Genomic DNA, 19,314 nt, shown 5'->3' on the forward strand with positions numbered 1-19,314 from the left:
CCCGAATTCCCGACAAATCGCCCAGCAAACCACACCCCTCCCCTCCCCTCCCCCCCACCGTGATCTTGCGAATTCTCGCAGTCTCCGCCCCTGACCAGCGCGAGTACTCTCCGTGATCTTGCAGAAATGATGCCGCAGGCGTCCCCACCTGGGCGGTCGTCATCAGTGATCTTGCACTCGGGGAGCCTTTCTCGCCAAGCGGCCTCTACGACACATATCTCCACAGGACACGTAAGCCATTGCAAGATCATCGATGGTGAATCCGCAGGTCAGCGGGACCTCATGCAAGTTTCTGCAAGATCACGAACGAGAAATGGCCGGTCAGCGGCCATGAGTGCGAGCAACTACAAGATCACGGGAGGAGGGGGAGGTGGGAGGGGAGGTGTCAGCTTGGACATAGGTGGGAAATTCAGTGGTGGCGCGGGAATACCGATACCAAGGAGGATGGAGTTCTCATTCTGGTCAGAGAGGCGGCACAAGGGAGATGGCTCAGATCGTCGGTGGCGGGCGGCCCGTCAATGACGCCGAACGAAGGGTCATCGCGCACCTGCGTGACAACGCCCCTGACGACTGGCTGCTGCTGCACAACATCGAGGTGCCGCGCGGCGCCGATCTCTTCGAGGTCGACGTGGCGGTGCTCACCGAGCATTCACTCTGCGTGATCGACGTCAAGGGTGCACGCGGCCGGTTCCAGGTGGCGGGGAACCGGTGGTTCCCCCAGCACCGGGAGGCGTTCGGATCCCCGGTCGCCAAGCTGCGTGGTACGGCTCGGGCGCTGAAGGGCCTGCTCATCGACGAGCATCGTGAGCTGGAGCGGCTGTACGTCGACAACATCGTCGTGCTGACCGCCCCCGGAGCCGTCCTCGTCGACCCCACGGGCCGCGACGCGCGGCACGTGACCAACCTCGCCGGCCTCGTCGACATGCTCAGCGACGTGTCACGGGTCAGGCACGGCTGCAGCCGGGACGCCGGGCCGTACCGCACGGCGATCATCGAGGCGCTCAACGGGACCGTGCGCAGGTCCACCGCGCCGCCGAGGTTCGGCAACTGGGAGGTCGAGGAGCAACTCGGCGGCGACAGCCGGGTCACCGAATACCGCGCCGTCAACGCGACCGCGCCCACCAGCGAGACCGTCCTGCTGCGGGTCTATCGGGCCGACCCGATGGCGCCCGAGCGGCGGCGGGTGGCCGAGCAGCGGCGGATCGCCAACGCCTACCAGGCGCTCGCGAAGATCCCGCCGCACCCCCGGGTCGTACGCTCGCGCGACTTCTTCGCGATCGACGACGAGAGCAGGTTCGTCCTGGTGCTCGACGACGTGCACGGCCAGGCGCTGCACCTGCACCTCACCGGACGGAAACTGGGCGTGACGGCCAAGCTCGGCGTGTTCGAGGACATGCTGGCCGGCCTCGCCCACGTGCACGCCAACAAGGTCATCCACCGGGCGCTCACCCCCGCCTGCGTGCTGGTGACCGACTCCGGCCACGCCATGCTCACCGGCTTCGACTACGCCAAGCCGGGACCGCGCAAGCACACCGTGGCCAACGAGCTGCCGAACATCCTCGACGTGCACTATGTGGCCCCGGAGTGCCGGGCGCGGCCCGACCGGATGACCACGGCGTCCGACGTCTACTCCGCCGGGGTGATCGCCTTCCAGCTCCTGACCGGCGAGCTGCCCACCCCCGGCGTCGACGCCGAGCCGGACGCCGGCGGCGTCGCGCCGGAGATCATGGATCTGGTACGGCGCATGCGCGAGCCGACACCGGGCAAGCGCCCCGAGGCGGCGACGGCCCTGGTCGAGCTGCGGCAGGCCCGCGACGCCCAGGGAGGCCACCACCGGCCGGTCATGGGACGGCTGCGCCAAGCCTTGCGCCGTCTCTCGCGCCGGCACTGATCCGCAGTTCCGAGGACCTGGAGGTGGTACGGCCCGGCGCGACACCGGGCCGGGCCGTACGGACGTCAGGACGCGCGGTTGACGGCGGACAGCACCGCTCGGATGGACGCGGTCAGCACCGAGGTGTCCTGCCCCGCCCCCCAGACCGGCGTGCCGTTGACCAGGCATTCGACGTACGCCACCGCCGCGCTCTGCGGCCCCGGCGTGGTGGCGTGCTGGGTGAAGTTGCGGATGTCCACCTCGACGCCGATCGTGCCCAGCGCCCGGGTGAGGGCCGACAGCTGCCCGTTGCCCTGGCCGGACACCTTCTTCTCCGCACCGTCGGGAGTGCGCAGCACCCCCTCGAACTCGTGCTCACCCGGGCTGGGCTCGGTGACGTACCAGTCGGCCAGTGTGATCGGGCCGTCGTCGCAGGGTGCCAGGTAGGTGGCGGAGAACAGGCTCCACAGCTCCTTGCCGGTCATCTCCTGGCCGCTGCCGTCCGTGGCGCGCTGCACCACCTGGGCGAACTCCTGCTGCAGCCGCCGCGGCAGCTCCAGGCCGTAGCCGACCTGCAGGAGATAGGCGATCCCGCCCTTGCCGGACTGGCTGTTGACCCGGATCACCGCCTCGTAGGTCCGCCCGACGTCGGCGGGGTCGATCGGCAGGTACGGCACCGCCCACGGCGCCTCCCCCTCCGGCACGCCCAGTTCGGTCGCCCGGGCGGTGTGGTGCGCCATGCCCTTCTTGATCGCGTCCTGGTGCGTCCCGGAGAAGGCGGTGTAGACGAGATCACCGACGTAGGGGTGCCGGATGTGGACGGGTATGCGGTTGCAGTGCTCGACGGTCCGCCGGATCTCGTCGATGTCCGAGAAGTCGATCATCGGGTCGACGCCCTGGGCGTGCAGGTTCAGCGCCAGGGTGGCCAGGTCCACGTTCCCGGTGCGCTCCCCGTTGCCGAACAGGCAGCCCTCGACCCGCTGGGCGCCCGCGAGCACCGCGAGCTCCGCGCAGGCGATGCCGGTGCCGCGATCGTTGTGCGGATGCACCGAAAGGATCACCGCGTCGCGCCGGGTCAGCTGCCGGTCCATGTACTCGATCTGGTCGGCGTACACGTTGGGCGTCGCGACCTCCACCGTGGCCGGCAGGTTGTGGACCACCGGACGGTCCGGGGAGGCGTCCCACAGCTCGGTCAGCCCGTTGCACACCTCCAGCACGTAATCGGGCTCGGTCAGATTGAAGACCTCGGGCGAGAACTCGAACCGCACCGGTGGGCCAGGACGCGCGTCGGCCAGCCGGGCCACCTGCTCGGCCGCCGTACGGATCATTCCGTACAGCTCCGTCCGTTCCCGGCCCAGCACCACCTCGCGCCAGGTGGGCGCCGTCGCGGTGTACAGATGGACCAGCACACGCGGCAGGCCCTCGATCGAGGCGAAGGTCCGCTCGATCAGGTCGGCGCGGGCCGGGGTGAACACCGAGATGGTCAGATCGCCGGGCAGGTCGTCGCGGGTGGCGAGATGCCGGACGAAATCGAAGTCGGTCTGGCTCGCCGACGGGTAGCCGACCTCGATCTCCTTGAAGCCCATCGCCACCAGCAGATCGAACATGTGCCGCTTGCGCGCCGTGTCCATCGGCTCGGCCAGGGCCTGGTTGCCGTCCCTGAGGTCCACCGGCACCCACAGCGGAGCGCGTTCGATCCGCCGATCGGGCCAGGTACGACCGGTCAGGGGCAGCTCGACCCGCTCGTGAACCGGGCGATAGCGGTGGCTTGGCATGGCGCTGTGCCGCTGTGGATTCCAGTCGGGCGCATCAGCGGGAACCGGACCGGAAGGAGTCCGTATTGTGGGAAATCGAGGTGAAGACATCTCGCTGCGGGGCATTTGATCGGTCCCTTTCATCGGTCAGACGACTGACCGGCGTTGTGGAACCCCGCAGCGGGGTGCCGGTCGTCGTCAAGCCCCGCTGCGGCAGCGGAGAAGAAGAAGACCGAACAGAACCATGCGAGCGACTATACACCTGTCATCGGCGAGCCGCGCGTGCTCCGGCATCACAAGGCGTGGTCGCGATGACTCGTGATTTAGGCCGCGCGGCGCGCGTCGTTTCCAATCGATGGACCCGGATCCGTACTATACGAAACTCCCGATGGAAATTTTCCGATCGATCGGTTATATCCGGAATAAATCCACACCATCCGCCGGGTGATACGGGGACCGCACGGCTCGGGGTCAGAAGCTCAGGTCCAGCGCCCCGACGCGGTCACGGTGGCGGTGCGGGGCGTCGTCGGGGAAGACGAAGCAGCGGGTGTTCCTGAGCGAGCCGTCCACGACGTTCGCCGTGGAGAAGATGACCACGGGCACCCGCTCGCCGCCGTTCAGGAAGTCCGCGCGGAAGTCGATGATCGGCGCGTCCTCCCCCCACCTGCCCAGGAAGTCCTCGACGACCTCCTTGTCCGCGTAGATGCGGCGGATGTGGTGCCCGACGTAGGAGTCCGGCGCCTGGCTCGCGCCGACGATCTCGATGTCCTTCCAGTTCGCGTGGGCCACCGTGCCGTCCTCCTCGATCAGGTGGATGGCCACCGGGCAGTGGTCGTAGTAGGCCTTGATCAGGTGGACGGCCCCGGGGCCGGCCGAGACGTACGCGCCGTCGGGCCGGTCCACTCGCGCGATCCACGCCGAGCCCGACCCGTCCCCGCCCGCCGGGCCCGGCGACGGCGCGGGCATATCGGTCGACGGACGCAGCGCCCAGAAGCCGTGGACCTTCCCGTCCACACCGCCGAAGCCGATGTTCACGAAGCCCGACGGGAATTCGGGGTCGGGGTAGGAGACCGCGCGGTTCTCGACGGGCCGTCCGGCGGACAGCAGAGCCGGATAATCGGTCATGCCCAAAACCTCGGGGAGCACGGTTCCTTTAGTGGACTGCGTGCCGAGCAGTTCCCCGGCCGCCTTGTTGGCGAGCACGACGCGCCCACCGGAATCGGTGACCGCCATTCCCGGCGACGCCCGGTCGAACAGGTCCACCAACTGCTCCGTCGACGGATAGTTCCTCATCACGACACCCTCCCTTAAAGCGGCACTTTTCTGCTGTAGTTGAACACTTGACCGGTGGGTCCGTTGGCCGGAAACTCCGCGATGTCGACGATCCATCCGGCCACCTGCCCGGGGGCCTTCAGCCAGTCGGTCCCGTACCCCTCGTTGATCACTCGGAGCACCTCCTCGCTGATTTCGTACGGCGTCTCGCCCATCGTCATGGGGGTGGCCACCGGGCCCGGACGCACCTCATTGGCGATCACCCGGCTGTCGGCGAACTCGACCGAGCACGACCGCATGAGCGTCGTCATCGCGGCCTTGCTCGCGGCGTACGGCCAGCGCTCCGGCACATATCCGTTGGCCAGACTGGCCCCGACGAACGTCAGGGAGCCGCCGCCGTTCCGCCGGAGCAGGGGAACGGTCGCCTGGACCAGATTCAGCGCGGTCAGGACGTTGCTCTCGTACGTCTCGGCGGCGAGCTCCGGCGGCACGTCGGCCAGGGAGTGCGGGGATGGGGAGAATCCGGCGTTCAGCACCACGGCGGCGACCCCGCCGGCGACCGTCTCCCCGGCCTCCCCGGCCGATTCGAACACGCGGCGCACGGCGTCACGCTCCCGCAGGTCCGCGTGGCAGTCCACATAGCGGGGATCGCCCTTCAGCCCGGGGTTGCCCCGCCGGGAGACGCCCACGACGGTGTAACCCCGCCGGAGGAACTCCGTCGCCACGGCCGCGCCGATCCCCGATGACGTCCCCGACACCACGGCGACGTCCGTACGGTTCCCGCTGTCTCGTCTCATCGGCACCCGCTAAGCGCCCTGGAACACCGCGGCGTCGATCGCCTTCAGCGACCGCATGGAATCGATCCTGATCACTCCGGGCTCGATCCGGCTACCGTGCAGCCGCTCGATCTCGATGACCATCGAGACGAACTGCAGGCTCGTCACGAGAACGGATTCGATCAGATCGGTGTCGTCGTCGATCTCGACGGGTTCGTCGTGCAGTCCGGTGATCCACTCACGCAGGGCCTCGATCTTGCTTCCCATCAGCACACGTCCTTCGATCTCGGTTGAAAGCGGACGGAGAACCCCACCGGCCGGGAGAACGACTGGCTCTCCAGCAGCACGCGGTCGCCGGTGATCGAGACCTGCGCGCAGCGGCGGGCGAGGCTCTCCAGGAGCAGCATGAACTCGGTCTTGGCGAGCGGAGCTCCGGGACAGCTGTGCGGCCCGACGGAGAACGGCAGCGACGCCTTCGTGTCGCGCCCGACGTCGAACCGCCCCGGGTGGGGGAAGATCTCGGGGTCGCGGTTGGCAGCCGCGAGGGAGACCAGGACCAGGGAGTGCCGCGGCACCGGGACGTCCCCCAGGACCAGGTCGGCCTCGGCGAACCTGGCGATCGTCTGCACCGGCGGATACAGGCGCAGCGTCTCCTCGATGAAGGCGTCGCGTACCGACGCGTCGAGCAGCTCGTCCATATCCATGATCGAACGGCCCAGGCAGTACACCAACGAGGTGATGAAGGCGCTGCTGGTCTCCGTACCGGCCAGGAAGAACAGCAGGGCCGTCGACCGCACCTCCTCGTCGGTCAGGGCGATGCCCCTCCGGTCACGCGTGCGCTCGATCGTGCCGAGCAGCGAGTCGGGCCGCAGCGACTCGGCGCGGCACTCCTCACCCACCAGCGCAAGCAGCGCCGCCATGCTCGCGTGGGTCGCCTCGGTCTCCTCTGTCGGGTAGTCGAGCAGCCGAGCCAGCGGGCGGGTCAGCTCGTGGAACCGGCCCTCCAGCGACCGATCGACGCCGAGGATCGTGCACACGATCCCGTACGGGACCCGGTGGGCGTGGGCACCGTAGAAGTCGTCCGTCTCCCGGCCGAGGACGTCGTCCACCAGCGCGTCGATCAGATCGGGCATCAGCTGCCGCCGCCACCGCTCGATCCGGCCGGCGGCGAGGATCGGCGCGAGCAGCGCGCGGAACCCGCGATGGCGGGCGCCGTCGCAGTCGAGAACGTTGGGGCCGAACGCCCGGGAGCTGGCCTTGAGCGGGTGATCGGCCACCAGCCCCGGGTGGGTCAGCGCCTCGCGCGCCGCCCGGTTTCCCGTCACCGCGACCAGACCCGTGCCGAGGAGGTGGACGTCCGTACCGGCGGGAAGACGGCGATACCAGTCCGGCCGGCTCAGCAACGTGCCCGGATCGACCGCCGTCACCGTACGCATCGCGCGTGCCCTCCGGCGCCGAGGCCGGCGATCCGGGCCAGCAGCCCCATCGCGGCACGCCACTCAGCGGCGGTGAGCCCGAGTGTTCCCGGCGGCGCGTAACGGGCCGCGATCACACCATGCCTCCCATCGGGACACTCGATCTGGAACACGCAGTCCACCGCGTCCGCCACCTGAGCCCTTTCCTGTGTACGGAACACCGAGCCGTCGAACTCCACCGAGATCTCCTGACTGAAGTTCCGCCGCACCAGCTCGAAGAACATCTCCAACCGGCGGCGGGTGTCCGGTTCACCGGCGTAACGGGTGAGGAGCGCGTCGGCCGCCTCGATCACCCGTTCGATCCTGCGTTTGCCCTGGACGTACTCGAGCGCGACGGCGACCTGCTCTTCCGCGCGGGCGCGTACCGTCAACTCCGATCCCTCCGAATCCGCCGTTGCCGTGGTCATGGCGCGTAACCGAACCGGCTCGCCAGCATCCGCCTGTTGATCTTCGTGTTCTCCATGAAGGGGAACACGTCCAGAAGATGGACGGCCGCAGGCACCATGTAGCCGGGGAGCCTCTCCCTGAGCGCGGCGCGCACGCTCTCGTCCGTCACCCGTCCCTCGGACGGCACGGCGAACAGGGCGATGCACCGGGTGCCGTTCCTCCGGGTGACCGGCATCGCGACCGCCTGGGCGCACCCGGCGGCACGGGCGGCCGCTTCGATCTCCCCCGGCTCTATCCGATGTCCGGCGATCTTGAACTGGCTGTCGAGCCTGCCGCCGAAGTGCAGCGTGCCGGTCCCGTCGAGCCACCCCCGATCACCGGTCAGGTAGACGCGGCGCGTCCCTCCCTCGACCACGAGGTCGCGGAAGACCTCCGCCGTACGACGTGGATCGCCGAGATATCCCCGGGCGAGGCCGGTCCCTCCGATGGCGATCTCACCGGGCTCACCGCCGGGGACCGGCGCGCCGTCACGCACCACGTAGATGTCGGTTCCCGCCACCGGCCGCCCGACCGGAATTCCTCCGTCGCCATCGAGATCGGTCCTGCCGATGCGGTGGGTGGTGACGAAGACACAGCTCTCGACGGGGCCGTAACCGTTGTAGAGCTCGATCGACGGAAATGCGTCCATCAGCTTCCGGCAGTTCTCCACGGACGGCCGGTCACCGCCGAGCGTGAGCACCCGCAGCCCGCCGAAACACTCGACGTCGGCCGTGACCAGCACGTCGAACAGCGCGGGAGTCAGGAAGAGGTGCGTCGCGCCGAAGTCGGCTATGTAGGCGCGGACGGAGGCGGGCAGGAGCACGTCGTCTTCGTGGAGCAGCACGGTCCCGCCCCGGGTCAGCATCCCCCACAGTTCGAGCGTGAACGCGTCCCAGGCCACCGCGGCCGCGCTGATCATCCTGGGAGCCCGGCCGTACGGCACGCAGGGATCGGCGCCGAACAACCTCGTCGTGGCCCGATGCGGGGAGAGCACGGCCTTGGGCTCACCGGTGCTGCCCGACGTCCAGAACAGCGTCGCGACGTCGTCCGGCGTCACCTCGGGCAGGGCCTGGTCGGTCTTCGGGTCGAGCTCGGCGAACGGAACGCACTCCAGGGCCGCCCCCGCCAGGTGTTCCGCCCCCGTGTGGTCGGCGAGCACCACCGCGGGCCGCATGGCCTCCAGCAGTGAGGCGATCCTGGAGACCGGCCAGCGGACGTCGAGCAGCGCGTACGCCGCGCCGGCCAGCAGAACGCCGAGCAGGACGGCCGGAAGGTCGGCGGTGCGCCGCGCCACGACCGGCACCACGCCGCCGGGTGACACGCCCGTGCCGATGAGGTGCCGTGCGATCCGCTCGGCGTCGGTCACCAGTTCCGCATAGCTGATCGCGTGTTCCTCGCAGCGAACCGCGATGCGCTCGGGATCGCGCCGGGCGGCGGCCACGACCGCGTCGTGTATCGTCCTCCCGCTCACGGCCGGTCCTCGGAATGTCCAGGTCATCGGCTTCTCCCCGACCGTCGTCGTTCAGTCGAAACGCATCACGGACGGGACGAGCGACCCCGGCACGAGGTCGAGCCGGGCGGGGGCGGACAGCTCCAGGAGTTCCGCGCCGTCTTCGCCCACCCGGGTGGCGGTGTGGCGCTGCCCCGAGGGGAAGTAGGCGACATCTCCCGCTTCGAGTTCGTACTCCTCCCCCTCGCACACGAAATGGATGGAACCCGCTGTCACGACCACCCACTGTTCGTTGTCGTGCGCATGCGGCTGCAGTTCGAGTGGCCCGGGTTCGGATGCGGTCAGATGCAGGCAGGAAATGTTCTGCCCGAAAACCAGACGGCGGACCATGGGAATTCCACCGTCCGGAAGGGCCTCGTGCTCACTCCAATTAATCTTCATTTCGGCGTCCTCGGCGAGATTGACGTTACGATTGAATCCTCTTTACGAACTCGCCGCTCCGCAATTGAACTTTGGTACGATAGTCGGACGGCGCCGATCGGGCCCATGCCGTGGAGACGAGACCCGCCTGCAGTCGTGATTCGATGCCGAGTTTCGCGAGGATCTGCCCGATGTGGGCCTTCACCGTGCGCTCGGTGATGCTCAGCCTGGTGGCGATGGCACGGTTCGACGCCCCTGTCCCCAACAGCAGGAAGATGACAAGTTCCCGGCCGGAGAGCGCTGCGACGCGCGCCATCTCCTCCTCCCAGGAAGAGGCCGCCAGCATGTCCAGGGCGGCGCTCACGGTCAGGTCAGAACCCACGTGACTGCGCTGCGAATTCACGTTTTCCACCCCTGCTCATCCGAAGGGAAGACCGTTCGCGTCTCCACTGCTCTCGACGCTGAAGTCAGGTAGGCCCGGCGGCGGTCATCGACCTGCGGAAATCACGCCGAGGCACCGGGCGAGCTCCCCATCGAACCCTCGACGTCCGCCGAACAACTTCAAGTTATCGACTAACCCGTTCCCGGTTTACCCTGCTTGTTTAGCGTAGATTGCTTCATTGTGAACTTCAATGGGGGCCGACCGTGTAGGTCGCACAACGCGGTGATATAAGGGACCGCTCGGGGCCGGCGGGACGCCGCCACGCGAAAGGGCTCCATCTCGCACATCGCCGGCCGTCTCAGCCGTGACGTACGAGATGGAGCCCATTGCCGGAGTATTCGTCCGTCCCTCGGTGCCGGCCCCGCCCGATCGACTCGGGCGCAGCGGGCGGTGGTCTCAGCGGGCGTCGAGGGCGGGAGGAGACCAGGTCCAGTCGCGGATCTCGGGCAGGTCCTCACCGTACTCACGGGTGTGGGCGCGGGCCCGCAGCCGGGCGTCGACCATGCGCTGGCGCAGGTGCGCCGCCCGCTCGCCCAGCCCAGGCACCCGATCGATCACGTCCATCACCAGGTGGTAACGGTCGATGTCGTTGAGCATCGCCATGTCGAACGGCGTGGTCGTGGTGCCCTCCTCCTTGTAGCCGCGCACGTGGAGGTTCGGGTGGCCGGTGCGCCGGTAGGTGAGCCGGTGGATCAGCCAGGGATAGCCGTGGAAGTTGAAGATGACGGGCTTGTCCGTCGTGAACAGCGCGTCGTACTGGGCGTCGCTCATCCCGTGCGGGTGTTCGGACGGCGGCTGCAGCCGCATCAGGTCGACGATGTTGACGACCCGCACCTTCAGCTCGGGCAGGTGCTCGCGCAGCAGGGCGGTGGCGGCCAGCGTCTCCAGGGTCGGCACGTCGCCGGCGCAGGCCAGCACGACATCGGGCTCGGCGCCCTCGTCGTTCGAGGCCCAGTCGATGATGCCGAGGCCCCGGGTGCAGTGGGCGACGGCCTCCTCCATCGTGAACAGGTCCAGCACCGGCTGCTTGCCCGCCACGATCACGTTGACGTAGTCGCGTGAGCGCAGGCAGTGGTCGGCGACCGACAGCAGCGTGTTGGCGTCCGGCGGCAGGTAGACCCGCACGACCTCGGCCTTCTTGTTGACCACCACGTCCAGGAAGCCCGGGTCCTGGTGGGTGAAGCCGTTGTGGTCCTGCCGCCACACATGGGAGGACAGCAGGTAGTTGAGCGAGGCGATCGAGCGCCGCCACGGAATCTTCTTCGACGCGTCCAGCCACTTGGCGTGCTGGTTGAACATCGCGTCCACGATGTGGATGAACGCCTCGTAGGAGTTGAACAGGCCGTGCCGTCCGGTCAGCAGGTAGGCCTCCAGCCAGCCCTGGCACAGGTGCTCGCTCAGCACCTCCATCACCCGTCCGTCGGGCGACAGGTTCTCGTCGGTGGGCAGCGTCTCGGCGTGCCAGGCACGGTCGGTCACCTCGAACACCGCCGACAGCCGGTTGGACGCGGTCTCGTCCGGCCCCATCAGACGGAAGTCGACGGGGTTGGCCGCGATCACGTCGCGCAGGAAGCCGCCGAGCACCCGGGTCGGCTCGCTGTGCGCCGCCGCGGGCGTCTTGACCTCGACGGCGTAGCCGCGGAAGTCGGGCAGCAGCAGCGGGCGCAGCAGCTCACCACCGTTGGCATGCGGGTTGGCGCTCATCCGCCGCGGTCCCTCGGGAACGGTCTCGCCGATCGTCGCCACCGGCCGGCCCCCGGAGTCGAACAGCTCCTCCGGACGGTAGGAGCGCATCCACTCCTCCAGCATCGCGCGGTGCTCGTCGTTGTCGCGCACCGCCGCCAGCGGGACCTGGTGGGAACGCCAGGTCCCCTCCACGGGGAGGCCGTCCACGACGGCGGGGCCGGTCCACCCCTTGGGCGTACGCAGAATGATCATCGGCAGCCGCTCGGCCGAGCCGTTCTTGAACTCGGCGATCTGGTCGAAGACCCTGTCGAGGGTCTCGGCCATGAGGGCATGCATGACGGCCGGGTCGTCCCCCGACACGATGTGGGGGCGGTAGCCGTACCCCTCCATGAGCTTGACCAGCTCGTCCTCGGGAATCCTGGCCAGCACCGTGGGGTTCGCGATCTTGTATCCGTTCAGGTGCAGGATCGGCAGCACGACCCCGTCGCTCGACCGGTCGAGGAACTTGTTGGAATGCCAGCTCGCGGCCAGCGGCCCGGTCTCGGCCTCGCCGTCTCCGATCACACAGGCCACGACGAGGTCCGGGTTGTCGAACGCGGCGCCGTACGCGTGGGCGAGGGCGTAGCCGAGCTCGCCGCCCTCATGGATCGATCCGGGTGTCTCGGGCGCCACGTGGCTCGGGATGCCGCCGGGGAAGGAGAACTGGCGGAACAGCCTCCGCATGCCCTCGGCATCCTGGGTGATCTCCGGATACCTCTCCGTGTAGGAACCCTCAAGCCACGCGTGTGCCACCGCGGCCGGGCCGCCGTGCCCCGGGCCCGCGATGTAGATCATGTCCTGGTCGCGCTCCCTGATGACCCGATTCAGATGCGCGAAGCAGAAGTTCAGTCCGGGTGTGGTGCCCCAGTGGCCGAGCAGACGCGGCTTGATGTGCTCGGGTCGCAGCGGCTCGGTCAGCAGCGGGTTGTCGAGCAGGTAGATCTGCCCGACCGACAGATAGTTCGCGGCACGCCAGTAGGCGTCCACGAGCTCAAGTGCGTCCATGTGACCAGCGTCTCCCGTCGCGGCTCGGTGACCCAGGGCACTAAGTCCCTACCCACCCAGCCGAAGGGAAGGCAGGATTCCGGTCCTGCGGCATATCCGATCGGAACCCGAGGGCGGCGGCGAGGGGCCACGCCGCCGGGTCGCACGGCCGGCCGGCCCCGCCGGGCTCGACCAGCGGCGATGACGGGACCTTCGCCCCTAACGAGAACCGCCTCCGAACGCGCATCCTGGAGGGCATGAGACTTGATGCGGCCGGCTTGGAGATCCTCTCGCGCGAGGAGTGTCTCGACCTCCTGGGCTCGTCTCCCATCGGGAGAATCGTCTTCACGGATCGCGCCCTCCCCGCTGTCCAGCCGGTCAACTTCTGTCTGTTCGAGGGGAACGTCGTCATCCGTACGATGGCCGGCTCGAAGCTCTCCGCGGCCACGCGCAACGCCGTGGTGGCCTTCGAGGTCGACGACTTCGACGCCGAGATGCGCTGGGGGTGGTCGGTGACCGCGGTCGGACACGCACGGACCGTGTCAGATCCGGAGGAGACCGCCCGTCTTTCGCGGCTGCCGCTGTCGCCGTGGGCGCCGGGGGATCGCGATCATTTCATCGTCATGGCGCCGGAACAGATCTCCGGCCGCAGGATCCGGCGGCCGGCACCCGCCGAAGCCGTGGCCGCGACATCCCGGCGGGACGGCACACCTGACTGACGGAGGACGCCCGGGCGAGGTGACGCGGGACGCCTGAACGGCACCGGCTTCGGCGGCGGGTTCACGGTTTGCGTGCGAGTGCGGCGAAGCCGGCGACCTCGGGGGGCTCGCCGAATGGGGTGTCCTCCGGCCGCCACCGGGACATCGTGACCAGGCCGGGCTCCACCAGCTCGAGTCCGTCGAAGAATCGGCCGACCTGCTCCCTGCCGCGGGGTGTGAGCGGCACCGGCGCCTTCTCGTTATAGACGGCGAGCGCCTCGGCGTTCGCCGTCCTGATCTCCTCGTCGCCGAGTTCGAAGGTCGCGTGGGTGACGGCCAGATAGCTCCCGGACGGAACGGCGTCCAGCAGCCTGGCCAGGACCGCGCGCACCTGGTCGTAGTCGGGGATGTAGTGCAGGAGGCCCAGCAGCATGATGGCGACCGGGCGGTCGAAGTCCAGCGTCTCCGCGGCCGCCGTCAAGATCAGATCCGGCTGCCGGAAGTCGGCCTCGATGTAGTCGGTCGCCCCGGGCGGCGTGCCGGTCAACAGGGCCTGGGCGTGCACGAGGACCAGGGGGTCGTTGTCGACGTAAACGATCCGCGACTCGGGGGCGACCCGCTGCGCCACCTCGTGGGTGTTGTCCATCGTCGGCAGACCGGTGCCGATGTCCAGGAACTGCCGGATGCCCGCCTCGCCGGCCAGATATCGGACGACACGCTTCAGGAAGCCCCGGTCGTTGCGGGCGATCTCGGTGATGTGCGGGAAGATGCGCATGGCCTGCTCGGCGACCATCCGATCGACCGGATAGTTGTCCTTGCCGCCGAGGAAGCAGTTCCAGACCCTGGCGCTGTGCGGCACGCTCGTGTCGATTTCCCGTGCCCTCACCGGCTGCTCCGAAGGTGGGGGGAAAACCTGATCGGTCACGGCGAACCTTCTCCCGCTCGGCCTACACGAGTGAAAGCGAGCCTACCTCGCATTGGATCATCACTCTAGAGAGATGGTCGATCAACCTCCCGGGGAGCGCCGGGAGTGCGGCTCGTACACCGGCCTGGCTGCGGTAGTGAAATCGGGTGTACCGGGTACCGCACACGACATGATGACGACTGAACCCGTGGCGCTGACGCGGCTCGAACCGTTCGACATCCTCGACACCGAGGCGAGGCGGCTCGACCGCTTCTTCGCCGAACTGGACGAGGAGGGGTGGAACCGGCCGACCAGGTGCGAGGGGTGGACGGTGCGCGACGTGCTCGCCCACCTCGCCGGGGAGGAGCTCTACAACCACGCCTGCCTCGACGACGACATGGACGGCTTCTTCGAGATGCTCGAACGCGAAGGGGTGCGGTCGGGGTTCGACGCGTTCAACGAGTGGTGCGTGCACAAGCGCCACGGCCTGCCGGTCGAGCAGGTGCTGGACGAGTGGCGGAGCAAGAACGCCGAGACCCGCAGGCGGATGCGCGACCGGGGCCGGGGCGGGACGCTGCATACGTCGATCGGGCCCTATCCGGTGGGCCTGCAGACCTTCCATTACGACTCCGAATACGCCACGCACGGCGACGACGTGGGCGCACCGGTGGCGGAGCAGGAGGCTGCGGCGAGGCTGGCATGGCGGGTCGAGGTCGGGCTGTTCGCGCTCGAGGAGCAGGGCTCGAAGGCCCGGATCGAGCGGGCCGGCGACCGGATCACGGCACACGTGGACGGCCTGTCCGCCGAGCTGACCGAGGCGGAGTTCGTCGAGGCCACGGTCGGCCGGCTGGCCACCGCCCACCCGCTCGACTCCCGGATACGCGGCGTCCTCCGCTGTCTCGCCTGACCGGTGCCGCCTCACAGGTAATAAGTCGGCGCAGGTCGGGGGAAACCCGTCGAGGGGTGCGGCCGGAGCCGGATCGCGCCGGACCCGACCCCCCTCCAGGCCGGCCCGAACCATCGGCTTCCGGCGTGGCCGGGCCAGGAGGCACCGGAACCGGATCCCTCCCTCGAAAACGAACGCCCCCGAGCGGTCGCACACGACCGGGCGGAAGCGGAGCAGGCCGGGGTGGAACCAGTGGATAACCCGTACGGCCAGGCCGGAGCGCCGCCGCAGCCGGAGGGGAGCGCGGCGGCCGGACCGGCGCGGCCGGGCCGGGAGCCCGCGCTGCTCGGACGCGACGTACGGCCGGGCGACGTATGGGCCCCGCCGCATCCGCGGGGTGACCGGCCTGCGTTCGCGATACGCCCGTGAGGCGTGCCGTACGGGCGCGGGCGTGGCGTTGTTGCGTGAAAGGCGCTTCAGTAAGCGAATCATGCTAAATCCCCATTAAGGCGGCGTCGATGGCCGATCAGGTCGGATTGGCGGCATTGCCGGGGGGATTCGGATGTGTCACCCATCAAGTCGTCCAGGCGAATGGCGGCGACAAGGTCAACCATGCACGGTGACCGGCCGCATGGCAACGAGGCGCGCCCACACCCCGCCGTGATCTTGCAGTTTCTCGCAGGGACCCGCCGTGACCAGGAAGCATCCTTGTCGTGATCTTGCAGAAACTCGCACGCATGGTCCCCGACCTGCGGTAACACAGTCCGTGATCTTGCAGTCCACAGTGCAAGATCACGGGAGCCGTTTACCCAGGTCAGCTGGGATCGATGCGAGTTTCTGCAAGATCACGAGAGCCGTTTCCCCTGTTCACGAGCTTATGTGCGAGCAACTGCAAGATCACGGCGAGGAGGTGTGCGGGTGTGGTCAGGGGAGCCAGGAGACCCGGCCGCGTAGGATGCCGTACCCGACGAAGGCGACGATGTCGATGATCGTGTGGGCGGCGACCAGCGGCATGGCCCGGCCCCAGCGCTGGTAGAGCCGCCCGAAGACCACACCCATCACCACGTTGCCGACGAATCCCCCGAAACCCTGATATAGGTGGTACGAGCCGCGCAGCACCGCCGACACGGCCACGGACCGCCACGGCGACCAGCCGAGCTGTCCGAGCCGGTGCAGCAGATAGCCGCCGACGAGGACCTCTTCGAGCACCCCGTTCTGCGCGGCCTCCGCCACCAGCACCGGCACCCGCCACCACACCTCGGGCAGGCTCTCCGGCACCACGTTGAGGTTGAAGCCGGCCTGGAACACCAGCAGGTAGAACACCAGCCCGGAGCCGCCGATCGCCGCCGCGAGCGCGGCGCCGCGCAGCAGATCGCGGCCGGGCTCGCGGAAGTCGACGCCGATCGTCCGCATCGACTCCCCCGAGCGGACCAGCAGATAGGCGACGAGTCCGACCGGCGCCACATTGATCGCGATCGCGGCGATGTGCAGGGCCAGGTCCAGCCACGGACGGCCCGGTGCCAGGGAGCGGACGAGCACCGCGTCCTGGCCGCCGAGCCGCTCGGGCGCGGTCAGCGCGCCGATCAGGCGGATCAGCGACAGCAGCGCACTGGCGCCCAGCGAGACCGCGAACACCGCGACGATCTCCGCCCCGATGAGCCGCGGGGTGAGCCCGCGCAGGTCGGCCCCCGTGCCGTCCGGCCTGGCGCCGGCACCATCCTCGTTCATGTTCCGCAGGTTAACGGGCGTGGCGAATCCGGACGATCCGCCGGCGACCGGTCACCGATCGAACCACGTCAGTACGGCAGCGTGCGGGACGAGAAGGCAGGGGACACGAAGGGCGCCTTGAACTTCGGGAACGCCACGGTCTTGGCATTGCCATCCGAGGTGTAGCGGTCGTTGGGGTTCGCCTTGAGCCAGTCGAGCCAGGCCGCCGAGCAGAACTTGGCGCAGTCCCCGGTCTTGGTCTTCTCCTTCGACCGGATCCTCGGAATGCCCGCCGGGTCGAAGTCCTTGGTGAACGGCGACGGCGACGGGGTGTATCCGGCGAGGAATTCACCCTTGTAGTCGTAGGAGACCCCCTTGTAGCTGCCGCGCAGTCCCCATTCCTTCTTCTTCGGCTGGTTGCCGTACGGCAGGGCCAACGTGACCGGCGGGGTCTTGATGAGAGAGGTGATCATCGTGTGGCCCGCGACGATCTGCTTGGCCACCTCCTCCTGCGACTTGCCGAGCAGGTTCACGTGGTCGTGCGTGTGATTGCCGATGTCGAACCCGCGGTTCTTCAGCCACTGCAGGACCTGGATCTGCTCCTCCTGACGCGTCTTGCCGAACAGGTCGCGGATCGCGTACATCGTGGCGACCGGACGGAAGCCCGGGTGCTTCTTCGCGACGTCCATCAGGATCCCGATCGCGCAGTCCGGCGCGGGGTTGCCCATGCCGTCGAGCGTGAGCTGGGCGGGTGACGAGTCGTCGAAGGTCAGCACGACGGGGTGTTTGCCGGCCGGGATGTCGATCTTTCCGGTCACGTACTCGGCGGCCGTGATCGGCACGTAGTCCTCCTGCGCCAGGCGTTCCAGCTCGGCGCGGAACTGCGCGGGGGTGAGGTCGTCGCCGGGGGCCGGATTCTTCATCACCCGGTGATACATGATCACCGGGATCTGGCCCAGCTCGTTGGCCTTCACCCGTGCCGCCGCCGTCTGCTCGGCCTTGCGCGTCTTCGCCTCAGCGGCCACTTTGGCCGCCTTGGCCTGCGCGTCTTCGTGCTCGGACGGCTTGCTCCCTCCAGACGTGCAGGCGGACAGCGCTATGACGCTCAAAGACGCCATGCCGATGCCGGCAACCCTGAAGCGTCCCATTGCTCCCCCTAGATGGGCCGCGGTTCGATAGATCACTCCTACCCGCGGGGGCCGGCGAATTCACGGACAGTAGTACAAACAACACGCTGCGCATATCTCCGAGACCCTTACCTCGAGGGGGACCGTAAGGAGCCGGCGGGAGGGTCGCTCCCGGACGCGCCCCGCGTGCCGGCCTACGGCTGGGGCTCGGCGCAGAAGGCGACGCCGTCGCCGGACAGCTCGACCGGCCCGTCGGAGGCGGCGACGAAGACGGACTCGCCCGGCCCCAGCTTGATCTGCGACCCCGGCTCCGCGCCGAGCCTGACCCTGCCCTCGACGCACAGCACGGTCCTCGGCAGCTCGCCCGCCAGCACCCCGCCATCGCCGGAGACGGCGATCCGCCGCAGCCGGAATTCGGGGCACGGCGGCACGTAGACGCCGTCGCCCCCGTCGACGACGAGCGGCACCGGCAGCGGCTGGGCGTCGGGATCGGCGATGCGCAGCAGTCCGGGCACATCGATCGGTTTGCCGGTGAGCCCGGCCCGCAGCACGTTGTCCGAGCACGCCATCATCTCCACGGCGAACCCGTCGAGGTAGCAGTGCAGCACCCCGGCGCCGAGGAACAGCGCCTCGCCGGGAGCCAGCTCGTGACGGTGCATCAGCAGCGGGGCGAGCACGGCCGGGTCCTCCGGATAGCGCCGCGCGAGCCGTACGACCAGGGCGTATTCGGGGTGGTGCACGGCGGATGCGGCCCACACGATCGACTCGACCAGCTCACGCCTCGGCTCCGTCGTCTCCAGCAGGGCGCGCAGCGCGCCGAGGCGATCTCCGCCGGACAGCAGGTCCACGACCGGCTGGAGCGCCCGCACGTGCAGCCGGTCGATCAGCTTCGCGGCCTGGTCGGCCGGCCGGAGGCCGGCCAGCCCGGTGAACGGCGTGATCGCGCAGACCAGCTCCGGCTTGTGCCACGGGTCGGTGTAGTTCACGTCGCCCCGCGCATGGCCCTCGGCCGCCTGCGCCGCGTCGGGGTGGACCTGCAGCGACAGCGGCCGATCCACCGCGATCAGCTTCATCAGGTACGGCAGGCGCGCCCCGAAGCGCTCGGCGACCGACCGCCCGAGCATCCCCACCGGGTCGGCCGCGACGGCCTCCGCCAGCGTGCGATCAGGCGCCCCATCGCGGACCAGCAGCGACGGGCTCGCCGGATGGGCGCCGAGCCACATCTCGGCCTCCGGTCCGTCGGCGACGCGGCCGGTCAGGCCCGCGATGGCCGTACGAGACCCCCAGGGGTAGTCCTTAATCGGGTTGCTGAGCAGATCCACGAAGTCCTCGCCTAAATACCCTGACCAGGGGAAGGGAATGCCGGGAGTCAGAGCGTAACAAGGAAGTGTCCCGCAT

Annotated in this window: 18 protein-coding genes; 4 read left to right on the forward strand and 14 right to left on the reverse strand. The window is 68.8% G+C overall.

Annotated elements, in window-relative coordinates; translation table 11 throughout:
- Positions 1-484: 484 nt before the first annotated feature.
- The gene (gene mads6, locus ACQP1K_RS28145; protein ID WP_433498703.1) at positions 485-1,891 is read left to right on the forward strand and encodes a methylation-associated defense system protein kinase MAD6; all 1,407 of its coding nucleotides are present in this window, start codon (positions 485-487) and stop codon (positions 1,889-1,891) included.
- A gap of 65 nt (positions 1,892-1,956) precedes the next feature.
- Here mads6 and leuA read toward each other — a convergent pair whose 3' ends face one another.
- The 10 genes from leuA to ACQP1K_RS28195 all read right to left on the reverse strand — a co-directional run bounded on the left by leuA (position 1,957) and on the right by ACQP1K_RS28195 (position 12,615).
- Entirely contained in the window at positions 1,957-3,645 is a 1,689-nt protein-coding gene (gene leuA / locus ACQP1K_RS28150; RefSeq protein ID WP_433498704.1) for a 2-isopropylmalate synthase, read from the reverse strand.
- A 450-nt stretch (positions 3,646-4,095) separates the two neighbouring features.
- On the reverse strand, positions 4,096-4,917 hold the full coding sequence (locus ACQP1K_RS28155) for a PAS domain-containing protein (protein WP_433501663.1): 822 nt from the start codon (positions 4,915-4,917) through the stop codon (positions 4,096-4,098).
- Between the two features lie 14 nt (positions 4,918-4,931).
- Positions 4,932-5,693 carry an SDR family oxidoreductase gene (locus ACQP1K_RS28160; protein ID WP_433498705.1) on the reverse strand — a complete coding sequence of 254 codons (762 nt, stop codon included), beginning with the start codon at positions 5,691-5,693 and terminating at the stop codon, positions 4,932-4,934.
- A 9-nt stretch (positions 5,694-5,702) separates the two neighbouring features.
- Positions 5,703-5,939 carry a hypothetical protein gene (locus ACQP1K_RS28165; protein ID WP_433498706.1) on the reverse strand — a complete coding sequence of 79 codons (237 nt, stop codon included), beginning with the start codon at positions 5,937-5,939 and terminating at the stop codon, positions 5,703-5,705.
- Positions 5,939-7,108, reverse strand: coding sequence for a cytochrome P450 (locus ACQP1K_RS28170; protein ID WP_433498707.1), 1,170 nt, complete (start codon positions 7,106-7,108; stop codon positions 5,939-5,941). The genes ACQP1K_RS28165 and ACQP1K_RS28170 overlap by 1 nt, the downstream gene beginning before the upstream one ends.
- On the reverse strand, positions 7,096-7,554 hold the full coding sequence (locus ACQP1K_RS28175) for a hypothetical protein (protein WP_433498708.1): 459 nt from the start codon (positions 7,552-7,554) through the stop codon (positions 7,096-7,098). The genes ACQP1K_RS28170 and ACQP1K_RS28175 overlap by 13 nt, the downstream gene beginning before the upstream one ends.
- Positions 7,551-9,071 carry an amino acid adenylation domain-containing protein gene (locus ACQP1K_RS28180; protein ID WP_433498709.1) on the reverse strand — a complete coding sequence of 507 codons (1,521 nt, stop codon included), beginning with the start codon at positions 9,069-9,071 and terminating at the stop codon, positions 7,551-7,553. The genes ACQP1K_RS28175 and ACQP1K_RS28180 overlap by 4 nt, the downstream gene beginning before the upstream one ends.
- A 24-nt stretch (positions 9,072-9,095) precedes the next feature.
- Complete coding sequence (locus tag ACQP1K_RS28185) at positions 9,096-9,413, reverse strand: cupin domain-containing protein (RefSeq protein WP_433498710.1); 318 nt, start codon at positions 9,411-9,413, stop codon at positions 9,096-9,098.
- A 76-nt stretch (positions 9,414-9,489) separates the two neighbouring features.
- Complete coding sequence (locus ACQP1K_RS28190; RefSeq protein WP_433498711.1) at positions 9,490-9,855, reverse strand: LuxR C-terminal-related transcriptional regulator; 366 nt, start codon at positions 9,853-9,855, stop codon at positions 9,490-9,492.
- 426 nt (positions 9,856-10,281) lie between these two features.
- Positions 10,282-12,615, reverse strand: coding sequence for a phosphoketolase family protein (locus ACQP1K_RS28195; RefSeq protein WP_433498712.1), 2,334 nt, complete (start codon positions 12,613-12,615; stop codon positions 10,282-10,284).
- 236 nt (positions 12,616-12,851) lie between these two features.
- Between ACQP1K_RS28195 and ACQP1K_RS28200 the strand changes: the two genes are divergently transcribed.
- Positions 12,852-13,313 carry a pyridoxamine 5'-phosphate oxidase family protein gene (locus tag ACQP1K_RS28200; protein WP_433498713.1) on the forward strand — a complete coding sequence of 154 codons (462 nt, stop codon included), beginning with the start codon at positions 12,852-12,854 and terminating at the stop codon, positions 13,311-13,313.
- Positions 13,314-13,374: 61 nt separating this feature from the next.
- Here the strand turns inward: ACQP1K_RS28200 and ACQP1K_RS28205 are convergent, their stop codons facing one another.
- Positions 13,375-14,178 carry an SAM-dependent methyltransferase gene (locus ACQP1K_RS28205; protein WP_433498714.1) on the reverse strand — a complete coding sequence of 268 codons (804 nt, stop codon included), beginning with the start codon at positions 14,176-14,178 and terminating at the stop codon, positions 13,375-13,377.
- A 208-nt stretch (positions 14,179-14,386) separates the two neighbouring features.
- Between ACQP1K_RS28205 and ACQP1K_RS28210 the strand changes: the two genes are divergently transcribed.
- Both ACQP1K_RS28210 and ACQP1K_RS28215 read left to right on the forward strand, forming a co-directional pair.
- The gene (locus ACQP1K_RS28210) at positions 14,387-15,103 is read left to right on the forward strand and encodes a maleylpyruvate isomerase family mycothiol-dependent enzyme (RefSeq protein ID WP_433498715.1); all 717 of its coding nucleotides are present in this window, start codon (positions 14,387-14,389) and stop codon (positions 15,101-15,103) included.
- A 222-nt stretch (positions 15,104-15,325) separates the two neighbouring features.
- Positions 15,326-15,511: a hypothetical protein gene (locus tag ACQP1K_RS28215; RefSeq protein WP_433498716.1), complete on the forward strand. Its 186-nt coding sequence runs from the start codon at positions 15,326-15,328 to the stop codon at positions 15,509-15,511.
- A 495-nt stretch (positions 15,512-16,006) separates the two neighbouring features.
- Here ACQP1K_RS28215 and ACQP1K_RS28220 read toward each other — a convergent pair whose 3' ends face one another.
- From ACQP1K_RS28220 to manA, 3 genes are all read right to left on the reverse strand, one after another.
- Positions 16,007-16,810, reverse strand: coding sequence for a CPBP family intramembrane glutamic endopeptidase (locus ACQP1K_RS28220; protein ID WP_433498717.1), 804 nt, complete (start codon positions 16,808-16,810; stop codon positions 16,007-16,009).
- 68 nt (positions 16,811-16,878) lie between these two features.
- Positions 16,879-17,907 carry a polysaccharide deacetylase family protein gene (locus ACQP1K_RS28225; RefSeq protein ID WP_433498718.1) on the reverse strand — a complete coding sequence of 343 codons (1,029 nt, stop codon included), beginning with the start codon at positions 17,905-17,907 and terminating at the stop codon, positions 16,879-16,881.
- A gap of 203 nt (positions 17,908-18,110) precedes the next feature.
- Complete coding sequence (gene manA / locus ACQP1K_RS28230) at positions 18,111-19,238, reverse strand: mannose-6-phosphate isomerase, class I (protein WP_433498719.1); 1,128 nt, start codon at positions 19,236-19,238, stop codon at positions 18,111-18,113.
- Between the last annotated feature and the right edge of the window lie 76 nt (positions 19,239-19,314).

Origin of the sequence: Sphaerimonospora sp. CA-214678, from assembly GCF_050942215.1 — a bacterium.
Taxonomy (GTDB): domain Bacteria; phylum Actinomycetota; class Actinomycetes; order Streptosporangiales; family Streptosporangiaceae; genus Sphaerimonospora.